Here is a 17,144-nt window from a genome sequence, read left to right as displayed (position 1 = left end):
TTTGAATGAGCTTAACCGATTGGATAGTACTGGGCACAACGCTGCTCGCCATTGTTATTTATGGTGTATGGAAAAGCGGCACCAGTAAAAATATAGACCAATACCTGGGCAACCGCTCGCTGCCCTGGTACCACGTTGGGCTCTCGGTTATGGCTACACAGGCCAGCGCTATCACTTTCTTATCCGCCCCTGGCCAAGCCTACAGCGATGGGATGCGCTTTGTACAGTTCTACTTCGGTTTGCCGTTGGCTATGATCGTGCTGTGTATCACCTTTGTGCCGATATTTCATAAGCTGAAGGTTTATACCGCTTACGAGTTTTTAGAGCAACGGTTTGATTTAAAGACCCGCGCGCTTACCTCTATCCTATTCCTAATTCAGCGTGGGCTTTCTACTGCCATAACCATTTATGCCCCGGCCATTATCCTGTCGGGCATTTTGCATATCAACACTACTTACACAACGCTTTTTATAGGGGGATTGGTGCTTTTTTATACCGTTTACGGCGGGGCAAAGGCGGTATCTTACACCCAATTGCTGCAAATGAGCATTATTTTTACGGGGATGTTTTTGGCAGGTGTTTTTGTGGTGTTGCTGTTACCGCAAAATGTAGGTTTTGGCAAGGCTATTAAACTGGCCGGCAACATGGGCCGCATGAACGTTATCGACTGGAAATTTGACGCTAATAACCGGTATAATATCTGGAGCGGGATCATCGGTGGTTTCTTTTTACAGCTCTCGTATTTCGGTACAGACCAAAGCCAGGTTGGGCGATACTTAACCGGCAGCTCGGTAGGGCAAAGCAGGCTTGGGCTCATCATGAACGGGTTGATCAAGATCCCGATGCAGTTTTTGATACTGCTGATAGGCGTGCTGGTTTTTAGCTTTTACCAGTTTAACCGCCCGCCCGTCTTCTTTAATAATTACGAGGTAGAACAGGTAAAGAAAAGCACATATGCCACGCAGTTTAATGACCTGGAAAAGCAATATGAAGGCGCGTTCGCCAACAAAAAAGAAAAGACCGAAGCCCTTGTAAAAGCATTCGACAGTAAAGATGCCGGGCAAATTGCCTCAACAAAAGCCGAATTAAAACTTGCCGAAACACAGGCAGATACCATCCGCAAAAGCGCTATCAACATCATCAAAAAAAGTAGTGGGAACGAGGCCGTTAACGATACCAATTACGTATTTCTAACCTTTGTTACGCAATATCTCCCAAAGGGATTGATAGGCTTACTTATTGCTATTATCTTCCTGGCATCAATGGGCTCTACCGCAAGCGGATTGAATGCCCTGGCTTGCACATCGGTTGTAGATATCTATAAACGTATCTTAAAACCTAATGGAAGCGAACAAAGCTATGTTACCGCATCCCGCCTTGCAACTGTATTTTGGGGCCTGGTTTGCATTGGCATGGCTTTATACGCCGGCAAAATTGGCAACCTGTTAGAGGCCGTAAACCAGTTGGGATCCTATATCTACGGAACCATCCTTGGGGTGTTCATCGTTGCATTTTATCTTAAAAGCATCAGGGGCACGCCGGTGTTTATCGCGGCTGTAATAACCGAGATAATCATTTGCGTTATGGGTTATTACGAAACGGTTGCCTATCTATGGCTAAACGCTATTGGCTGTATTGGGGTAATCATCATAGCTGCCATTTTAAACAAGCTGATAACCACGAAACCGGCTACCGCTCAATAAAAACATATCAAACAAAACACATCCGGCTTTTTGGCATTAGTAGTATACAAGTATGAAAGCTACAAACAATGCATCTATTTACAGCGCGCTTGCTGCCAACCTGTTAATTGCTGTAACTAAATTTATTGCGGGTGGTTTCACCAACAGCTCCTCCATGATATCCGAGGGGATCCACTCCATGGTTGATACCGTGAACCAGGTGCTGCTTTTGTACGGCCTTAAACGCAGCCACAAAGCGCCTGATGTTAGTCACCCTTTTGGTTACGGGCGCGAGCTTTATTTTTGGTCGTTCATCGTATCTATATTGATATTCGGGCTTGGCGGGGGCATCTCCATTTACCAGGGCATTAATCACATCGTTAAACCTGAAGAACTGGGCGACCCGTTCTGGAACTACATTGTACTGGCATCATCGTTTGTATTTGAAGGCGTATCGCTGGTTATCGCTATAAAAGAATTTAACAAAGTACGTAACGGGCAAAGCTGGTGGTCGGCCATTGTAAGGAGTAAAGATCCCTCGAGCTTTTTAGTGTTGTTTGAGGATGGGGCCGCTGTATTAGGTCTGGCCATCGTTTTTGTTTTTATGCTAATAGGCCACAACTACAACATGCCATATATGGATGGCATCGCGTCGGTATTGGTAGGTTTGCTGCTGGTATTTGTATCGGCCATTTTGGCCCGCGAAAGCCGCAGCCTGCTTATGGGCGAAGGCATAGCCCGTAACACCCAGCACAAAATAAGGGTGCTTGCCGAAAAGGATGAATCGGTTATTAAAGTAATAAACGTGCTATCTACCTACCAGGCGCCGGATGACGTGGTACTCCTGCTAATCGTGGAATTTAATCCGGATATCGATACCGAAGATATCACGGCATCTATCGAACGGGTACGCCTGGCAATTAAAACCGCGTTTCCGTTAATAAAACTTGTTTTTGTGCAGCCGCAAACCTATACGCGCATCCCCAGCAGTTTATTTGAAACAAAAAAGCCTTAAACTTTCGTTTAAGGCTTCCATATATCGGGGTTTAATTAGTCTTTTGCTTGTGATACTACCGCTTCGTTAAGGCGAACGTACTCTTCATCGTTGCTTTCTTTAGCCAATTTTATGCCTTCCTGCGCAGTTGCAATGGCAGCAGTTTTGTTGCCCATTTTTAACTGTACACGTGCCTTCCAAAGTTTGAACCATGGTGCCTTTGGCTCCAGCTTTTCGGCTTCTAATGCCCATTGCATGGCTTTTTTAAGGTCCTTATCGTTTTCGTAGTAGTATTGGATAGCGTTAAAATATGGGCGCTTTTTTATATCCCCCTGCATCAGCTTATCAATGTTAGCGGTTATCTGCGCATCATCATCTGTTTGCATGTGGATAGGCACCGCGGTATGGTCCCAAATAATATAAAGATCGGATGTTTTGGTGGTAGAGTTAGCAAACGCCATTGTAAAGCTTTCGCGTTTCTCCTTAACATCAATTGGTTTTACAGTAAAGCGCACCAGGTCGGCATCCTGCTTGTAAGTGTAAGCGCCCCATTGCTTTACAGTTTTATTGAGGATAATGGTCCAGCTATTTTTTTCGGGGATACTAAATAAGGAATAGGTACCGGCAGGGACTTTATTACCTTCTACCAAAACGTTTTCGCTAAAGGTGATGGTTGTGGCCCAGTTAGCACCTGTGCGCCAAACCTGCCCGTATGGGTTTATGCCACCGAAGATCTTGCGCCCCTTAACGTTTGGGCGCGAGTAGGTAATGGTTATTTTACCAAGTCCAAAGTCTTGTATTATGGTTTGTGTAGAACTTGCCTCGGGGATACGTGGCTCCTGCTGCGCGTAAGTATTTAAAGTTACGCACGCCATTAGCATGGTAAATAAGTATATTAACGTTTTTTTCATTGGCATAATTTACCACTAAGGTAGCAATTGTAAGATGAATTTTTAGTGAAAAGGTTTAATGCGAAATTGAACGGGTGCCCATAAAAAAATAAAAGCCTCCCAACCTTGCGTCGGGAGACTTTCAACCTAAACCTTATCACAATTAACCGGCAAGATTGCCGGTATGCAGGGGTTAATACAAATACTATACCAAACTTCATGAAAAGTTTGAACTTATCTTAAATGTGTCGTTATAACGCAATAGACCGCTTTTTTACATTAATTTAATATCCTGTTAATTTAGTAGACGTAACTAATGTCAGTAGTTTTATATACAAGGCCTGACAATTATTGCCCTTTTGCCACAGTTTTGCGGCGCAGATAATGATCTAAAAGGAACAATCCCATTACCACATCAAAAAACAAAAATCCTTTTACAACCGGGCCGCTAAAGAAGTTTGATAAGTGCACCGCTTTTAAGTTGAGCTCCACGGGTATTTTAAATTCGCTACCGCCGGTTGACCAGTTTACGGTACTTAGCACGTACACTAACATGGCGGTAATAGTAAATATAAAAAATGCTGCTATGCTTGTTATAATACGTTTGTTTATGGTGGCTTTAAGCGGTTTCATGGCATTTTCTGCCCGGATAGTTTCCATCACATTGTAGGTGAACGCCATTGATGGCTCCTCAAGTTCCATCGCTTTAAACTCACTGTTTAGCTGTAACAACTCATTGTACTTATTACGGTAAACTTCTTCTTGCTCAATAAGCAGGGCAATGGCTTGCTGCTCAGCTGCAGGCAGTGTCCCATCAATGTAGTCCCAAAGCTTTTCTTCTATACTGTTCATATCAGTTCGTTAACTTCGTGTTTTAAATTACGCTCCAGCTTATCTTTCAAACGCTGGCGCGCCCTAAATAGTTTTACCTTAACCGTGTTGGCCTCTATCCCCATTGCCCGCGCAATTTCTTCCAAGGATTGCTCACCTTTATAAAACAGGGTAATTATAGTAGCATCATCGGGCAAAAGCTGTTCAATAGCCTGGTTTAAATAGTACGACCGCGATTTATTCTCAACGTTATACTCGTCATAACCACTCGGTTTGCTTTCTATCTGTATATAACTTTCGTCTGCATCAATTGAATCGGTATCCAATCTCTTCTTCCGCAAAAAAGTCATGGCGGTGGTGTAAACAATACTGTACAACCATGTGCTAAATTTTGATTGCTGCTGAAAAGAGCTGAGCGATCGGTAGGCCTTTATAAAACAATCCTGCGCTATCTCCTCGGCATCTTCCCTGCCTTTTGCAAAACGTAGCGCTAAAGTAAATACAAACCGCTGGTGGCGCTTTACCAGGTCGGCATAGGCCGCCTGGTTGCCCCCAAGGGTTTGTTCTATCAGCTCTATATCGGTAAGCTTGCTTTGCATATTATACAAACACTCTGACTACAAGTGAGGGGAACAGGTTACAGTTTGATTTACGATTTCGGATGATCGATTTCGGATTTATATAAATATACACTGATTTAGGGATACGGATTTGATTTCGGATTTATGTTTAGTAAAATTGACTTCAAAATTCCGATACCTTGCCTATAGTATAGCGCTAATATGTGGGGATAAACAAATCTAAAATCGAACATCCAAAACCCGAAATATTTTTCTTCCTATGTGTAACCTCCTTAAAAAAAGTGTGGTCATAGCTTACAAATACACCGCAATGGTGCAACAACAAACAAAAAATTAACTTATTAAAATTAAATATCATGGAAGATAGCGTATTAGTAGCAATTTGCTTTTTAGGGTTTTTCTCGCTCGTTTTTGGGATTTTTTACATCAGGAACCGCGAACGCATGGCGATGATAGAACGCGGTATGGACCCACGCAACTACAAACCCAAACCGGCACCTTATCAAAACCTTACCTGGGGCCTGTTATTAATAGGTGCAGGTTTAGGCTTATTCCTGGCTTATGTGCTCGACCGCACCGTTTTTGCACAAACAGATCGTGAGAACGAAGCCATTTACTTTGCATTGATAGCCATGTTTGGCGGCATTGGCCTGGTACTATCATACCGCATCGAGAAAAAAGAAGTGCTTGATAAGATGGTTGACTAATAAGCATAACATCTTTTAAAAGAGGGGCCAAATGGCCCCTCTTTTTTATTTGTATTAATAGCTAAAACATAACTATCTTTATAGTAATTAACCCAACACCATGAAAAAGAACCTATTACTTACCATACTGATAGCCTCAGGGTTATCGGCCGGTGCACAAACCGTAGAGAAAAAAGTAAAAATTAATAATGTAGCAGAAGCTGTTTATAGCGTAAATAAAGAGACGCGTGCCAAGGATGGTATCTTTGCTGTACAAAACCCTACCAATGAAACGCTATGGGCGCAGGGTAATTATAAAAATGATGAGCGAGCCGGCAACTGGAATTTTTTTAATAAAGATTTTAAATTAGCCATGCGTTATAACTATGATCAAAAAAAGGTTGCTTTTATAGATCAAAACGAGCTTAATAATGTTAGCGTTAAAGTATTGAGCGATGATGACGCCGTAAAAAACCAGGCAAGTGCACCATTGCCAATATGCTCTATGGATTATTATCTGCAAACTGTAGCTAACAGCATCACTGCAATAAATGACCCCGATAAAGGCGATAATGCCGAGATTACGGCGCTTGTTGCTACTGATGGTAAAGTTACCTACACTGTATCGTACCTTGTAAATGGTAAAAAAACACCAAAACAAAAACTAATAGTAGCAAGAGACAAATTTGCGATTGACTGGATACCGAGCATGTATAAAAACCAGCCCGTTGCTTCAGAATTTACCGTTTATGCGAATATAACCGGCACTACACCCGAGTTTGATGCTACAAAACGTAACCGTTGGGATAATTAATAACACATTATATCATAAAAAAGGGGCCTTATTAATGCCCCTTTTTTATTTCAGGTATCTTTCCTTTATAATATCCAGGTGATAAATTTCGTGCCCGGCGGTAATGTAAACCAATGCTCCTACTTTAACCAGTGCCCCACTGGCAACACCGCTGCGATGCAATTGCTCCCCGCTAAATGATCTAAATAAAAACAAGGTAGCTGCTCTCACGGCCTTAAATTCGTCGGCAAGGCTTTGAATGGTGCGGCTGTTAAAATCGGTGCTAAATACATATGTTTCCTGGTCGAAGCCCGGCAGGGAGATATCCTCGCGAGAGAACACGAACGCCCGGAAAGAGAATACCCGCTCGGTATCTATCATGTGCCCAAGCACTTCTTTCAGCGTCCACTTACCTTCGGCGTAGGCATGCATGGCCTGCTCGTCTGTCATGCTGTGGAACAGGTTGTAGGTTGCTGTTTGGTTATCTGCCAACACCTGCAAAACATCAGCACCATCGGGCACTTTATTTACATAACCGGCTGCATATGGCGCGTACTCGTCAGATCTTGGCTTGCTTATCATATCTTATTGTTTTTAATACTATCCTAAAGGTTGTGCCCTTACCTACCTCGCTATCTTTTACAAAGATCTGGCCGTTGTGGTAGTTTTGTATCATCCGCTTAGTTAACGATAAGCCCAATCCCCAACCACGCTTACGGGTGGTGTACCCTGGCTGGAAAACGGTATCAAATTTAGACCGCGGGATGCCTTTACCCGTATCGGTAACATCGATGTATATCAAATTCTTTTGCTTGCTGCCCGTTATCTGCACCTTTATACTGCCGCTTTCGGCAATGGCATTTACTGCGTTTTTTAGCAGGTTCTCTAATACCCAGTCAAACAAAGGTACGTTAAGGCCGGCGTGCAGGCGGCGGTTACCCGTAAGTTCAAAACTAATTTTATTGCTTACCCTTACCTTAAAATAATCTACAAAGTCTTTCACCACTTCGTAAACGGCATGCTCTTCCAGTTTAGGGGTCGACCCTATTTTAGAGAATCGGTCGGCAACTATTTCCAACCGCTTTACATCATTCTCCATTTCGGCCATTAAAGGGTCGTCTTCGGCATTAAACTTATCTTTTATAAGTTCTATCCATGCCATTAGCGATGATATAGGCGTACCTAACTGATGGGCTGTTTCTTTTGCCAAACCAACCCAAACCTGGTTCTGCTCCGATTTCCTCGACGAGCTAAACGCCGTGTAAGCAACCAGTAAAAAGATTGCAATAACCGACAACTGGATATAAGGGAACATCTTAAGCTGCGTAAGCAGTGGCGAATCTTTATAATAAACCAGCCAGGTTTCGTTTAAAACAGTGGTAAGCTTAATTGGTGCATGCTGCTTTTTCATGTAAGCAAGCTCATCTTTGAAATATTGTGGGTCGTAGCTTAGTTTGCGTTGCTTTAACTCTTCTTTATCATAACCAAGGAAAGTTTTGGTTGCATCAAGCCCGCGGGTAAATAAAAAATCGCCTTTAGCATCCGTAACAAGGGCGGGCACCACCAGGCTATCCCGCACCGATAGCACATACGATAAGAAGTCGTTATCGTAAGTATTGCCAATTTGTTTCATGCTGAGCGCCCAAACCTGTGCACGGGTACGCTCTGAACGGGCAATATTGCGCACCAGGTAACTGGTGTAAAAAACCGACCCACTGGCAATAACCACGGCAAAGGCAAGCAAAAAATATTTCCAGCGGCGTTTCTGTTGGTACGGGTTCATAAATGGATGCTCAAATAACGGGATTTTTTTCCGTTTGATGAATTGGGCTTTGGGGTGGATGTTAATTTAACCCGGCCTCTACCTGCTCAATCACGATAGATAGTTCTTCGGCGCGTTTATCCCAGGTATTGTTTTCGGCAGTTTTTAAACGGGCCATGCGTTTCTCAGGCGTGTCATCTGCAATTTCAGATAACACATATTGCAGGAACGTTTCTTTATCATCTGTTATTTTGATGAGGCTTTCAAAATCGGTAATATCACCAAATGCGGTGCTTACTACGGGCAGGCCGGCAGCCAGGTATTCGTTTATCTTCATAGGATAGATCCCCTTGGTAAAATCATCCTTCACAAAAGGTATTATACCTACCGAAAAACTTTGCAGGTATGCAGGCAATTGCTCCGGCATTTTTGGGCCCTCAATCTTAACGTTGGGGTATTTTTGGAGGATGGCTAAGCCACGTTCGCTAAGTATGCGGCCTACAAATACAAACTCCGCATCGGGCATACTGGTGAACAGGTGATGCAGCAAATCATAATCGCTGCGGTCATCAACGGTACCTATATAGCCAACCACTTTTTTTCCCGGGCTTGGCGAATTGTTAAAGCCTTTTTTAAACAGATCTACCTTTACGGCATTCTTTACAATAAAACACTGTTTGGTGAGGCCTTTCTTGCTATCGTACAACCCTTGTGAGGTTACAATAGTAGCATCAACCATTTTTAAAAAACCTTCTTCTAACCGCAAACCGTGGCGGGCAAGCCAATAAGGCGCGCCTTTTATTTCGTCGTAACAGTGGTATATCAGTGTTTTTTCGCCAAAGGTGCGGCCGGTCATCAGCCCCATGCCCGGGTTAAAAGAGGTGAAGTTGATCAGTTCCTGCTGCATATTCAGCTTTTTGAGTGCCTTTTTTACTACACGGCGCAACAGCCACGCGTTAAATTTAAGCAGGTTGTTAAATAGCATGCCCTCAGCTAAAAAATTAACCGGGAAAACCAACGGTGGGAACAGAATATATACCATACCACCGTTATCTGTTTTAACGGTGCGGATGCGGACTTTAAGGCCAAATACTTTTTTAAAATCTATTTTATCCTTGTCGCTTACCCCGGCAAGGGCATCTTTAAAGGTGTAGGCATTCTCCACAAAAAGGACGCGGTTTTGGGTAGATAAAACCTTCATTAATTCAACCACCGCTTTAATATAATTGCCGTTCCACTCGGTACCGCTAATGCACAATATATTACGGTTACTTAACATGGTTGATGTATTTATTGCTAAACTAATAATAAAACGCGTTGCTATTAAACGGTTGTACGTTAAAAAGAGCTATTTGTTCTAACTTATGCGTTTTTGGCACCTTTGTAATTCCTGTAAAACGTTTACCTTTAAAACGATAAACATTCGCTTTTTTTTATTAGAAATCCCGTATAAATTATGTCTGAAAATAAACTATATGTGCATTACGGTTGCGGACAAACTGCCCCTGCAGAGTGGAAAAATTTCGATGTATCACCAACTCTTGTTATCCAGAATACACCGGTTGTAGGTTTCTTGTTAAAGAAAAGCCTTGGGCAGGTTTTTGATAAAAATGTGCAATACGGCGATATCACCAAAGGCTTACCCGGGATAAAAGATGGCACTGCAGATGGCGTTTACTGTTCGCACGTGTTAGAGCATATGTCGCTTGAGCATTTCAGGACCGCTTTGCGCAATACCTATAAAATGCTTAAACCGGGCGGTATCTTCCGCATTATTATGCCCGACCTGGAAACCCTGGTACGTGACTATGTTACCGATAAAGACGTAAAGCACGACCCCGAAGCTTCTATTACCCTCATAAAACGGATGATGATGGGCGTTGAGGTAAGGCCACGCAGCTTTAAAGCCGTTACCAAACACCTGTTTGGCTACCTGGAGCACCTTTGGCTATGGGACTGGGAATCTACAGAAAAAGAACTGCGCGACGCCGGTTTTACCAACATCCGCAGGTGCGAATTAAATGACTCGGCCGACCAGATGTTTAAACTCGTAGAAAACCCGAAACGGTGGGAACTGGTCGTTAAATTTGAATGTATTAAATAAGGCAACCGCCCCTAAATATTTAACCCGCATAATATTTCATGAGGATTTTTTATTTATTGAAATAAGAATCGGCCCGTACGAAGCACTTATAAAAGCATCGGTGTAAAACAGAAAAAACTATAATTGTTGCCTTATTGTTGCTAATATTACATTTTATAAAACTGCCGGCAATGAAACATTATGGCCTCATCGGGTTCCCGCTAACGCACTCGTTCTCTAAAAAATACTTTACCGAGAAATTTGCAACAGAAAATATCGGGGATTGCACCTACGAACTTTTTTCTTTAGAGAACATTGCCGACCTGCCCAAATTACTGCACAACAACCCCAACCTATGCGGCCTTAACGTAACCATCCCCCACAAAGTAAATGTTTTACAATACCTGGATTGGATTGAGCACGATGCCAAAGGCGCCGGCGCTGTCAACTGCATCCGCATTACATCCGAAAGCCCGCTGGAAGCAGCGTTTTCGGGCGAGGTAGGCGTAAAAGGCCACGATTTTAGGTTGGAGGGGTACAATACCGATATTTATGGGTTTGACATGTCGTTGAGCCCATTGTTGACAGATAAACACGAAACCGCTTTAATTTTAGGCGATGGCGGCGCGGCAAGAGCTGTTAAATGCGTGCTGACCAATAAAGAGATCCCCTACAAATGTGTTACCCGCAAACCCGCTGAAGGCAATATCTTGTTTAGCGACCTTACTGTAAAAGACATTGCCGATCATAGACTCATTATTAACACCACCCCGGTTGGCACACACCCTAACGTGGATGAATGCCCACCAATACCCTATGAGGGTGTAACGGAAAACCACCTGCTGTTTGACCTGATATACAACCCGGAAGCAACGCTTTTCCTGAAAAAAGGTGCGGAGCAGGGCGCAGCTATAAAAAACGGATATGAAATGTTAGTATTGCAGGCCGAAAAGGCCTGGGAGATCTGGAACTCAAAACAAAAACACCCGTGAGATATTTTGCGCTGATAATAATCGTATTGCTTTTCGCTGCCTGTGGCGGCAATACAGATTACTCGCCAAAGCCGCGGGGGTATTACCGCATTATTTACCCCGCAAAAGAGTACCAGTCATACACCGAAGGCTGCCCGTTTACTTTCGATTATCCAAAATATAGCAAGGTAGAACAGGACAGATCAAGGGATGCCAAACCTTGCTGGCAAAATATCCAGTTCCCGCAATTTAATGCCACGCTGCATTTAAGCTACCAGCCCATTACTTCTAAAAAAGAATTTAACCAATTGATAGAAGATGCCCACAAGCTCAGTTTTAAGCACAGTGTAAAAGCAACGTCCATAGATGAGGGCGTTATTGCCTATCCGGACCGGAAAGTTTACGGCATTTATTACACCATTGATGGCAACGCGGCGTCGTCGGCACAGTTTTACCTAACGGACAGTACCAAACATTACCTGCGCGGCGCCCTCTACTTCAACTCCGAGCCCCGCCTCGATTCCATCCAACCTGTTCTTAATTTTATTAAAAAAGATGTAGACGTGATGATCAAAACGTTTAAGTGGAAGGATTGAAATCAAAACATCAAACATCGAATGCCCAACGCCGAATGATGAAGTAAGGCTTTTCACTTCGTTATTATAAATTCGTTATTTGATATTATTTAATTCGAAGTTACCTTTCACCTTTAATAGCTACTTTTGCCCTATGGCTACCGTTCAATCCTTTGTAAATAATCCTTACCAGGAAAATACCTATATTTTATTTGACGAGACCGGCGAATGCGCAATAATAGACCCGGGTATGGACACCGCTGCCGAGCAAAACACGGTGGTGAGTTTCATTGCCGATAATAATTTAAAGCCTGTTTTATTGCTGAATACCCATTGCCATATAGACCATGTGTTGGGCAACAAATTTGTGTTTGAACAATACGGGTTAAAACCACAGTTCCACAAGGGCGAATCTGAATTGCTGGCCGCGGTTTTGGCTTATGCGCCATCAATGGGTTTCAGGTATGACCCATCGCCGCTGCCGGATACATTTTTGCCTGAAACAGGCACCGTTAAATTTGGCAATACCGAACTGGAGCTGGTATTTGCACCCGGCCATTCGCCGGCGCATTTGTGCTTTTATGATAAAGCGGCCAACATCCTGATAGGCGGCGACGTACTGTTCAGGAACAGCATTGGCCGTACCGACTTGCCGGGTGGAGATTTAAGCACCCTTGTAAAAAGTATCGAAGAAAAACTTTTTGCCCTGCCCGATGATTGTACAGTTTACCCGGGCCACGGCCCCGAAACTACCATCGGGTACGAAAAACAAACCAACCCATATTTGTAATATAGCAGCATTTGAACACCTCCATTTACATAGCCAAAAGGTACCTGTTCTCAAAAAAACAGACACACGCCATAAACATCATATCGGGCATATCTATACTTGGTGTATTGGTGGGCAGCGCGGCGCTTATCATTATCCTTTCGGTATTTAACGGCTTAGAGAGTGTCATTCTGTCACTATATAGCAACTTTACCCCCGAATTGAAGATAGAGCCACGTATGGGCAAAACCTTCGATCCTAACACTCCTTATTTTAATGCGTTGGGTAAAGATACGCGTGCAGTATCTTACACCCAGGTACTACAGGAAAAGGCGTTGATCCGCTACTCGGGCAGGTCGTTTATTGCTACCGTAAAGGGTGTAAGCGATGATTTTTTAAAGGGGCGGATGCTGGATAGCACCATTCAATTTGGTTCGTTCACGTTAAAAGATAAAGGCGAGAACTATGCGGTTATTGGCTCTACGGTGCAAGGTAGCCTGGGGGTAAGTTTAAAGAACCAGTTTGTCGCTTTGCAGATCTTTTCGCCAAGGCGGAATGCGGGCAGCTCTACCGACCCGATGAACGATTTTGTTTTCCGTTCCATACAGCCATCGGGAGTGTTTGGCATCCAGCAGGATTTTGACGACCTTATCATCACCCCGATAGAATTTACCCGCGAACTGCTCGATCAACCCAACCAGGTATCATCACTCGAACTTAATTATAAAAAAGACACCGACCTGGACGAGGTGCAGGAAGCCATTGAAGACCGCATAGGCAAAAGCTTTACTGTACGCAACCGCAAGGAACAAAACACCGAACTTTATAAAACTATCAATTACGAGCGCTGGTCTATATTTATGATCCTGACGTTTGTGCTCATCATTGCCATATTTAACATTATTGGCTCGCTTACCATGCTGGTGATAGACAAGCGGAAAGATATTGCCATATTAACCAGCCTTGGCGCAAACAAAGGCCTAATACAACGCATATTCTTTTTTGAAGGGATGATGATCTCGTTTATCGGCTGTATTGCAGGCCTGGCTTTAGGGCTGATCATTTGTTTGATCCAAAAGCAATTCGGTTTGATAAAGATGGGGTCGGCCTTGTCTGTATTAGACGCCTACCCCGTTGCCTTTAAATTAAGTGATATAGGCCTGGTGTTTTTAACCGTTACGGTGATTGCAGTTATAGCATCGGGCATCAGCTCGAGCCTGAGTGTAAAAAGGTTGGATGAGATAAAAGCGGATTTGTAAATGCCTCTCCCCGGCCCTCTCCTTTGGAGAGGGGGTTAAGAATCAAACTATCAACTTGGTGAAAGGGCTTTTTTACCAACACAATTTTGTAGAAGCATTTTCAATTCATTAGCTTTAACCATTACCTTCGCCAAATAATAATTCAAACTCAATCGCCCAAGCGGCGTTTATTAAACACTATGGAATCTAAACGTCAGCAAAAATTTGCCGGGGTAATTCAGGAAGACCTGGCCGCGATATTTCAACGCGAGGGCATGAACTACCTACCGCATACATTGGTTACCATTACCAAGGTGAGGGTTACGCCTGATTTGGCCATCGCCCGCGTCTTTCTAAGCTTTTTTAACAATACCGATAACCAAACCGCCCTGCAAACCATCAAGATGCACGCGTCGGAGATCCGCTACAAGCTTGGCGCCCGTATTAAGGACCAGGTGAGGGTGATACCACAACTGGAGTTTTTTGTGGATGACACCAGCGAGTATGTTGAACGCATGGAAAAGATCTTCGACAAGATAAGCCACGAGCCACGCCAACCCGATACGGAAGAAGAAAAATAACCCTTGATGCTTGCTACCGAACAATTAGCAGCTTATATTAAAGTCCACCCCGGTGCCATTGGCAAAGTGGTGGACTTTGATGTTAAAAGCGACTGCCTTTACCAACTGGACCTTACCGCCGCCAACGCCGAACTTACGCCAGAGTTAGTTACCGATACCAAGGCCTTTACCCAATGGGTAACCAAAAAGCTAAACGATAACAACTGCCGCTACGGCATTGGCGGTTATATGGAACACCGCACCATCTATTCACGCAGCGCCCATTTTGACACTGCCGACGAGCCACGCCGCCTGCACCTGGGTATAGACATTTGGGGCGATGCCGGTACACTTGTTTACTCACAATTGGCGGGAACGGTACATAGCTTTGCTGACAATGATAACTTTGGCGATTACGGGCCTACCATCATTCTGCAACATGACCTGGACGGGTTAACAATGTATAGTTTATACGGGCATTTGAGTCGCGCGAGTTTGATGGGGTTGCAAGTTGGGCAAGCCATCCGCATAAACCAACAGATAGCTACCTTTGGCAATGCTACAGAAAACGGCAACTGGCCGCCACACCTTCATTTTCAACTAATGCTGGATATTGGCGACGCAAAAGGCGACTATCCAGGGGTTGGACAGTACTCGCGAAAAGCGGAATATCTGCACAATATCCCGGACCCGGAACTGATACTGGCATTTTCAGGTCTACCTTTTACTTCTTTTTAATAAGGAAGCTTGCGGAAAGTCCGCCGGATATTGAGTAGCCTTCAGTCTTATAATAATTGTATTCGATATTGTTGATCTTTAAGGCTATCAGATATCCGGGTATTTCTTTATTAAACGTTAACTGGTCTTCCGTTAATAAGTAATTTGTTAAACTTTGATCCTCTACTTTTTCTCCTTTTTGGCCGCTTGCTTTAATCGCACTATTTAGTAGTTCCGGGAGGTTAAACAATACTTTTTTATCATTTACAGTTAGCACCCAAATGTTTTTATTTGTTACGTCTTGCTTTATTTTCAAGTTGCCGATGGTATCGGTAAACACATCGCTATAAACATCCTTTAACTCCATAGAATAGTCAAACCCGGTAACACTTGTAACATATTTATGGTCAACGCTAACGTGGAAATTCTTAGGCAAGTCGTTATCTTCTTTCCCTATTTCTGAGCCATCCCAATAAAGGCCAGTGTACTTGCTTAAACCCAGATAGTTCTTTACCCACCTTACTTTTTTTGCACTTAATTCGTATCTGGCTATCGGAGCCTTTCTGTCTGAACTATCTCTTAAACCGTTTAATGAATCGGTTATATGAGCCAGATCTTTTTTAATATAAGCCTGAACTGCTTCCAACCCCTGAGAGCTTACAAGGTAGTTTAACTGCTCAACAGCCTTATTGCCATCATTAGATGTTAAAGAAGCGTTATGTATAGGGATCAGGTATCCATCTTTCACTGCATTATACTTCTTAAATATTTTTTTTAGTACCTGCATTTGCGAATAGTTTGAAATTTTAAACGCATTGAAAGGGCCGTAAATAGATAAAAATGCCACAATACAAAGTGATATAGGAATCACTTTAATATTTTGCTTTTTCGATAGCAAAAAATAACCGGTTGTAAATAATAACCAAAACCCCAGGGTTACCAGATAATATCTTGGAATAGTGATGCCGTAAGGAAGCACTCGTCTACTCACTGCCAGAAAAAGCAGTATTAATAGTGGAATAAGCAAAAAATAAAAGCTTTTGGTATAAGTTTTTATCCATTTATTTTCTGACTCCTCGCGAATTGGATACACAAGCAAAATCGATAATATCCCAAATACAGAATACCCCATAATCAAATTTGATACCGTGCCTTTTGGCAGGTTCCATTCTATTAAAATTTTAACTTCATAGGCTAATAGTATTAAAACATATACTGTAGATAAAGGTATAAGTACATACTGCGTAAATACCTTTAGTCCTTTAGGGTAAGAAAAATCTTCGTTAAGGGCATTGATGCTTGCAGGAACTCCGGCTAAAAAAAACAGGGTATTAAAAATTCCTGCTATCCAAATAAAAAGGATAAGATTTGTATTGCTACCGAGTGATAATCCGAATAAAAACCTAATTGCCTGTAAGGCTACAATTAAACCTAAAAACAACACGCCGCTATACAAAATCGATGTTAAAAAACGTAAAAAAAGCGACTTGTTAAATTGCCAAAAGCCTTGTATTTTCCCCTTTGACGTGAATGCAGCAAAAGAAACAAGCAAATGGAAACAGATGCTCAGTACAAAAAACCTTATGTAATCAAGCGGCTCTTTTTGAGGATTTATAATTAGAAAAGTTCCTATTCCCAATAAACAGGCGGCAACCTTGAAAATTGTTTTTAAGGCAGGGATAATGCTTTTGCTCTCTGTAAACAAAGTTGCTGAAAAGGCTAATAAAAGGCCCAAGTTGGCAGACATGATAATTCTCCAATAAAGGCCTCCATCATTTGTAAACCTATTCTGCACAAATACATTAGCCGCAACCGTACCCGCTAATGCAAACAACACCTCAAACGGGAAGCGCTTGATAGTTACCAACGCGCTTTGGGCAAGATTTTTTAATGAAGGGAATTTCATGAGCTTAGGTTTGTTTAGCCGAATGTAACAAATAATACATAAAAACTTATAGTGCCTTTACCCAATTGCATTTTACACATTAGTGATTATATTTGCGGTCGTAAAA

18 protein-coding genes are annotated in these 17,144 nt (G+C 42.8%); 11 read left to right on the top strand and 7 right to left on the bottom strand.

All coding sequences use genetic code 11. The features are described from left to right. Positions 1-5: 5 nt before the first annotated feature. Together ACVW0P_RS09365 and ACVW0P_RS09360 are read left to right on the top strand one after the other, a co-directional pair. Positions 6-1,703 (top strand): sodium:solute symporter, encoded by a 1,698-nt coding sequence (locus ACVW0P_RS09365; protein WP_457131844.1) that lies wholly within the window; start codon positions 6-8, stop codon positions 1,701-1,703. A gap of 52 nt (positions 1,704-1,755) precedes the next feature. Next, positions 1,756-2,697 carry a cation diffusion facilitator family transporter gene (locus ACVW0P_RS09360; RefSeq protein ID WP_457131843.1) on the top strand — a complete coding sequence of 314 codons (942 nt, stop codon included), beginning with the start codon at positions 1,756-1,758 and terminating at the stop codon, positions 2,695-2,697. Between the two features lie 35 nt (positions 2,698-2,732). On the opposite strand, the gene ACVW0P_RS09355 is transcribed toward ACVW0P_RS09360, so the two are convergent. From ACVW0P_RS09355 to ACVW0P_RS09345, 3 genes are all read right to left on the bottom strand, one after another. Beyond that, the gene (locus ACVW0P_RS09355; RefSeq protein ID WP_354426708.1) at positions 2,733-3,587 is read right to left on the bottom strand and encodes a DUF2911 domain-containing protein; all 855 of its coding nucleotides are present in this window, start codon (positions 3,585-3,587) and stop codon (positions 2,733-2,735) included. Positions 3,588-3,914: 327 nt separating this feature from the next. After that, positions 3,915-4,418: a hypothetical protein gene (locus ACVW0P_RS09350; protein WP_457131842.1), complete on the bottom strand. Its 504-nt coding sequence runs from the start codon at positions 4,416-4,418 to the stop codon at positions 3,915-3,917. Next, on the bottom strand, positions 4,415-4,996 hold the full coding sequence (locus ACVW0P_RS09345; protein ID WP_457131841.1) for an RNA polymerase sigma factor: 582 nt from the start codon (positions 4,994-4,996) through the stop codon (positions 4,415-4,417). The genes ACVW0P_RS09350 and ACVW0P_RS09345 overlap by 4 nt, the downstream gene beginning before the upstream one ends. Before the next feature lie 338 nt (positions 4,997-5,334). Here ACVW0P_RS09345 and ACVW0P_RS09340 point away from each other — a divergent pair, with 338 nt between their 5' ends. After that, a complete protein-coding gene (locus ACVW0P_RS09340; protein ID WP_457131840.1) occupies positions 5,335-5,685 on the top strand; it encodes a DUF6249 domain-containing protein in 351 nt (116 codons plus the stop codon). 100 nt (positions 5,686-5,785) lie between these two features. Further along, complete coding sequence (locus ACVW0P_RS09335; RefSeq protein WP_457131839.1) at positions 5,786-6,478, top strand: hypothetical protein; 693 nt, start codon at positions 5,786-5,788, stop codon at positions 6,476-6,478. A gap of 45 nt (positions 6,479-6,523) precedes the next feature. Here the strand turns inward: ACVW0P_RS09335 and ACVW0P_RS09330 are convergent, their stop codons facing one another. The 3 genes from ACVW0P_RS09330 to ACVW0P_RS09320 form a co-directional block, all read right to left on the bottom strand. Beyond that, entirely contained in the window at positions 6,524-7,039 is a 516-nt protein-coding gene (locus ACVW0P_RS09330) for a DinB family protein (protein ID WP_457131838.1), read from the bottom strand. Then, on the bottom strand, positions 7,017-8,240 hold the full coding sequence (locus ACVW0P_RS09325; RefSeq protein ID WP_354426713.1) for a sensor histidine kinase: 1,224 nt from the start codon (positions 8,238-8,240) through the stop codon (positions 7,017-7,019). The genes ACVW0P_RS09330 and ACVW0P_RS09325 overlap by 23 nt, the downstream gene beginning before the upstream one ends. Positions 8,241-8,301: 61 nt before the next feature. Next, positions 8,302-9,498 carry a glycosyltransferase gene (locus ACVW0P_RS09320; RefSeq protein WP_457131837.1) on the bottom strand — a complete coding sequence of 399 codons (1,197 nt, stop codon included), beginning with the start codon at positions 9,496-9,498 and terminating at the stop codon, positions 8,302-8,304. A gap of 177 nt (positions 9,499-9,675) precedes the next feature. Between ACVW0P_RS09320 and ACVW0P_RS09315 the strand changes: the two genes are divergently transcribed. The 7 genes from ACVW0P_RS09315 to ACVW0P_RS09285 all read left to right on the top strand — a co-directional run bounded on the left by ACVW0P_RS09315 (position 9,676) and on the right by ACVW0P_RS09285 (position 15,153). Then, the gene (locus tag ACVW0P_RS09315; RefSeq protein WP_354426715.1) at positions 9,676-10,323 is read left to right on the top strand and encodes a class I SAM-dependent methyltransferase; all 648 of its coding nucleotides are present in this window, start codon (positions 9,676-9,678) and stop codon (positions 10,321-10,323) included. 170 nt (positions 10,324-10,493) lie between these two features. After that, positions 10,494-11,294, top strand: a complete 801-nt coding sequence (locus tag ACVW0P_RS09310) for a shikimate dehydrogenase family protein (RefSeq protein ID WP_457131836.1) — start codon at positions 10,494-10,496, stop codon at positions 11,292-11,294. Continuing rightward, positions 11,291-11,869, top strand: coding sequence for a gliding motility lipoprotein GldD (gene gldD, locus ACVW0P_RS09305; protein WP_457131835.1), 579 nt, complete (start codon positions 11,291-11,293; stop codon positions 11,867-11,869). Before ACVW0P_RS09310 ends, gldD begins: the two co-directional genes overlap by 4 nt. Before the next feature lie 133 nt (positions 11,870-12,002). After that, positions 12,003-12,638 carry an MBL fold metallo-hydrolase gene (locus ACVW0P_RS09300; protein ID WP_457131834.1) on the top strand — a complete coding sequence of 212 codons (636 nt, stop codon included), beginning with the start codon at positions 12,003-12,005 and terminating at the stop codon, positions 12,636-12,638. 11 nt (positions 12,639-12,649) lie between these two features. After that, on the top strand, positions 12,650-13,876 hold the full coding sequence (locus ACVW0P_RS09295) for an FtsX-like permease family protein (protein ID WP_354426719.1): 1,227 nt from the start codon (positions 12,650-12,652) through the stop codon (positions 13,874-13,876). Positions 13,877-14,055: 179 nt separating this feature from the next. Beyond that, a complete protein-coding gene (gene rbfA, locus ACVW0P_RS09290; protein ID WP_457131833.1) occupies positions 14,056-14,436 on the top strand; it encodes a 30S ribosome-binding factor RbfA in 381 nt (126 codons plus the stop codon). Positions 14,437-14,442: 6 nt separating this feature from the next. Beyond that, on the top strand, positions 14,443-15,153 hold the full coding sequence (locus tag ACVW0P_RS09285; RefSeq protein ID WP_457131832.1) for a peptidoglycan DD-metalloendopeptidase family protein: 711 nt from the start codon (positions 14,443-14,445) through the stop codon (positions 15,151-15,153). On the opposite strand, the gene ACVW0P_RS09280 is transcribed toward ACVW0P_RS09285, so the two are convergent. Then, on the bottom strand, positions 15,140-17,038 hold the full coding sequence (locus tag ACVW0P_RS09280; protein ID WP_457131831.1) for a DUF4153 domain-containing protein: 1,899 nt from the start codon (positions 17,036-17,038) through the stop codon (positions 15,140-15,142). The two genes, ACVW0P_RS09285 and ACVW0P_RS09280, sit on opposite strands and share 14 nt — an antisense overlap. Positions 17,039-17,144: the final 106 nt, after the last annotated feature.

The organism is Mucilaginibacter sp. UYNi724 (assembly GCF_054057495.1).
This window is presented reverse-complemented; position numbering and strand designations above follow the sequence as displayed.

Coding starts and splice junctions, on each gene's coding strand:
- ACVW0P_RS09365 (WP_457131844.1), top strand. CDS start 6: ATGAGCTTAACCGATTGGATAGTACTGGGCACAACGCTGCTCGCCATT.
- ACVW0P_RS09360 (WP_457131843.1), top strand. CDS start 1,756: ATGAAAGCTACAAACAATGCATCTATTTACAGCGCGCTTGCTGCCAAC.
- ACVW0P_RS09355 (WP_354426708.1), bottom strand. CDS start 3,587: ATGAAAAAAACGTTAATATACTTATTTACCATGCTAATGGCGTGCGTA.
- ACVW0P_RS09350 (WP_457131842.1), bottom strand. CDS start 4,418: ATGAACAGTATAGAAGAAAAGCTTTGGGACTACATTGATGGGACACTG.
- ACVW0P_RS09345 (WP_457131841.1), bottom strand. CDS start 4,996: ATGCAAAGCAAGCTTACCGATATAGAGCTGATAGAACAAACCCTTGGG.
- ACVW0P_RS09340 (WP_457131840.1), top strand. CDS start 5,335: ATGGAAGATAGCGTATTAGTAGCAATTTGCTTTTTAGGGTTTTTCTCG.
- ACVW0P_RS09335 (WP_457131839.1), top strand. CDS start 5,786: ATGAAAAAGAACCTATTACTTACCATACTGATAGCCTCAGGGTTATCG.
- ACVW0P_RS09330 (WP_457131838.1), bottom strand. CDS start 7,039: ATGATAAGCAAGCCAAGATCTGACGAGTACGCGCCATATGCAGCCGGT.
- ACVW0P_RS09325 (WP_354426713.1), bottom strand. CDS start 8,240: ATGAACCCGTACCAACAGAAACGCCGCTGGAAATATTTTTTGCTTGCC.
- ACVW0P_RS09320 (WP_457131837.1), bottom strand. CDS start 9,498: ATGTTAAGTAACCGTAATATATTGTGCATTAGCGGTACCGAGTGGAAC.
- ACVW0P_RS09315 (WP_354426715.1), top strand. CDS start 9,676: ATGTCTGAAAATAAACTATATGTGCATTACGGTTGCGGACAAACTGCC.
- ACVW0P_RS09310 (WP_457131836.1), top strand. CDS start 10,494: ATGAAACATTATGGCCTCATCGGGTTCCCGCTAACGCACTCGTTCTCT.
- ACVW0P_RS09300 (WP_457131834.1), top strand. CDS start 12,003: ATGGCTACCGTTCAATCCTTTGTAAATAATCCTTACCAGGAAAATACC.
- rbfA (WP_457131833.1), top strand. CDS start 14,056: ATGGAATCTAAACGTCAGCAAAAATTTGCCGGGGTAATTCAGGAAGAC.
- ACVW0P_RS09285 (WP_457131832.1), top strand. CDS start 14,443: ATGCTTGCTACCGAACAATTAGCAGCTTATATTAAAGTCCACCCCGGT.
- ACVW0P_RS09280 (WP_457131831.1), bottom strand. CDS start 17,038: ATGAAATTCCCTTCATTAAAAAATCTTGCCCAAAGCGCGTTGGTAACT.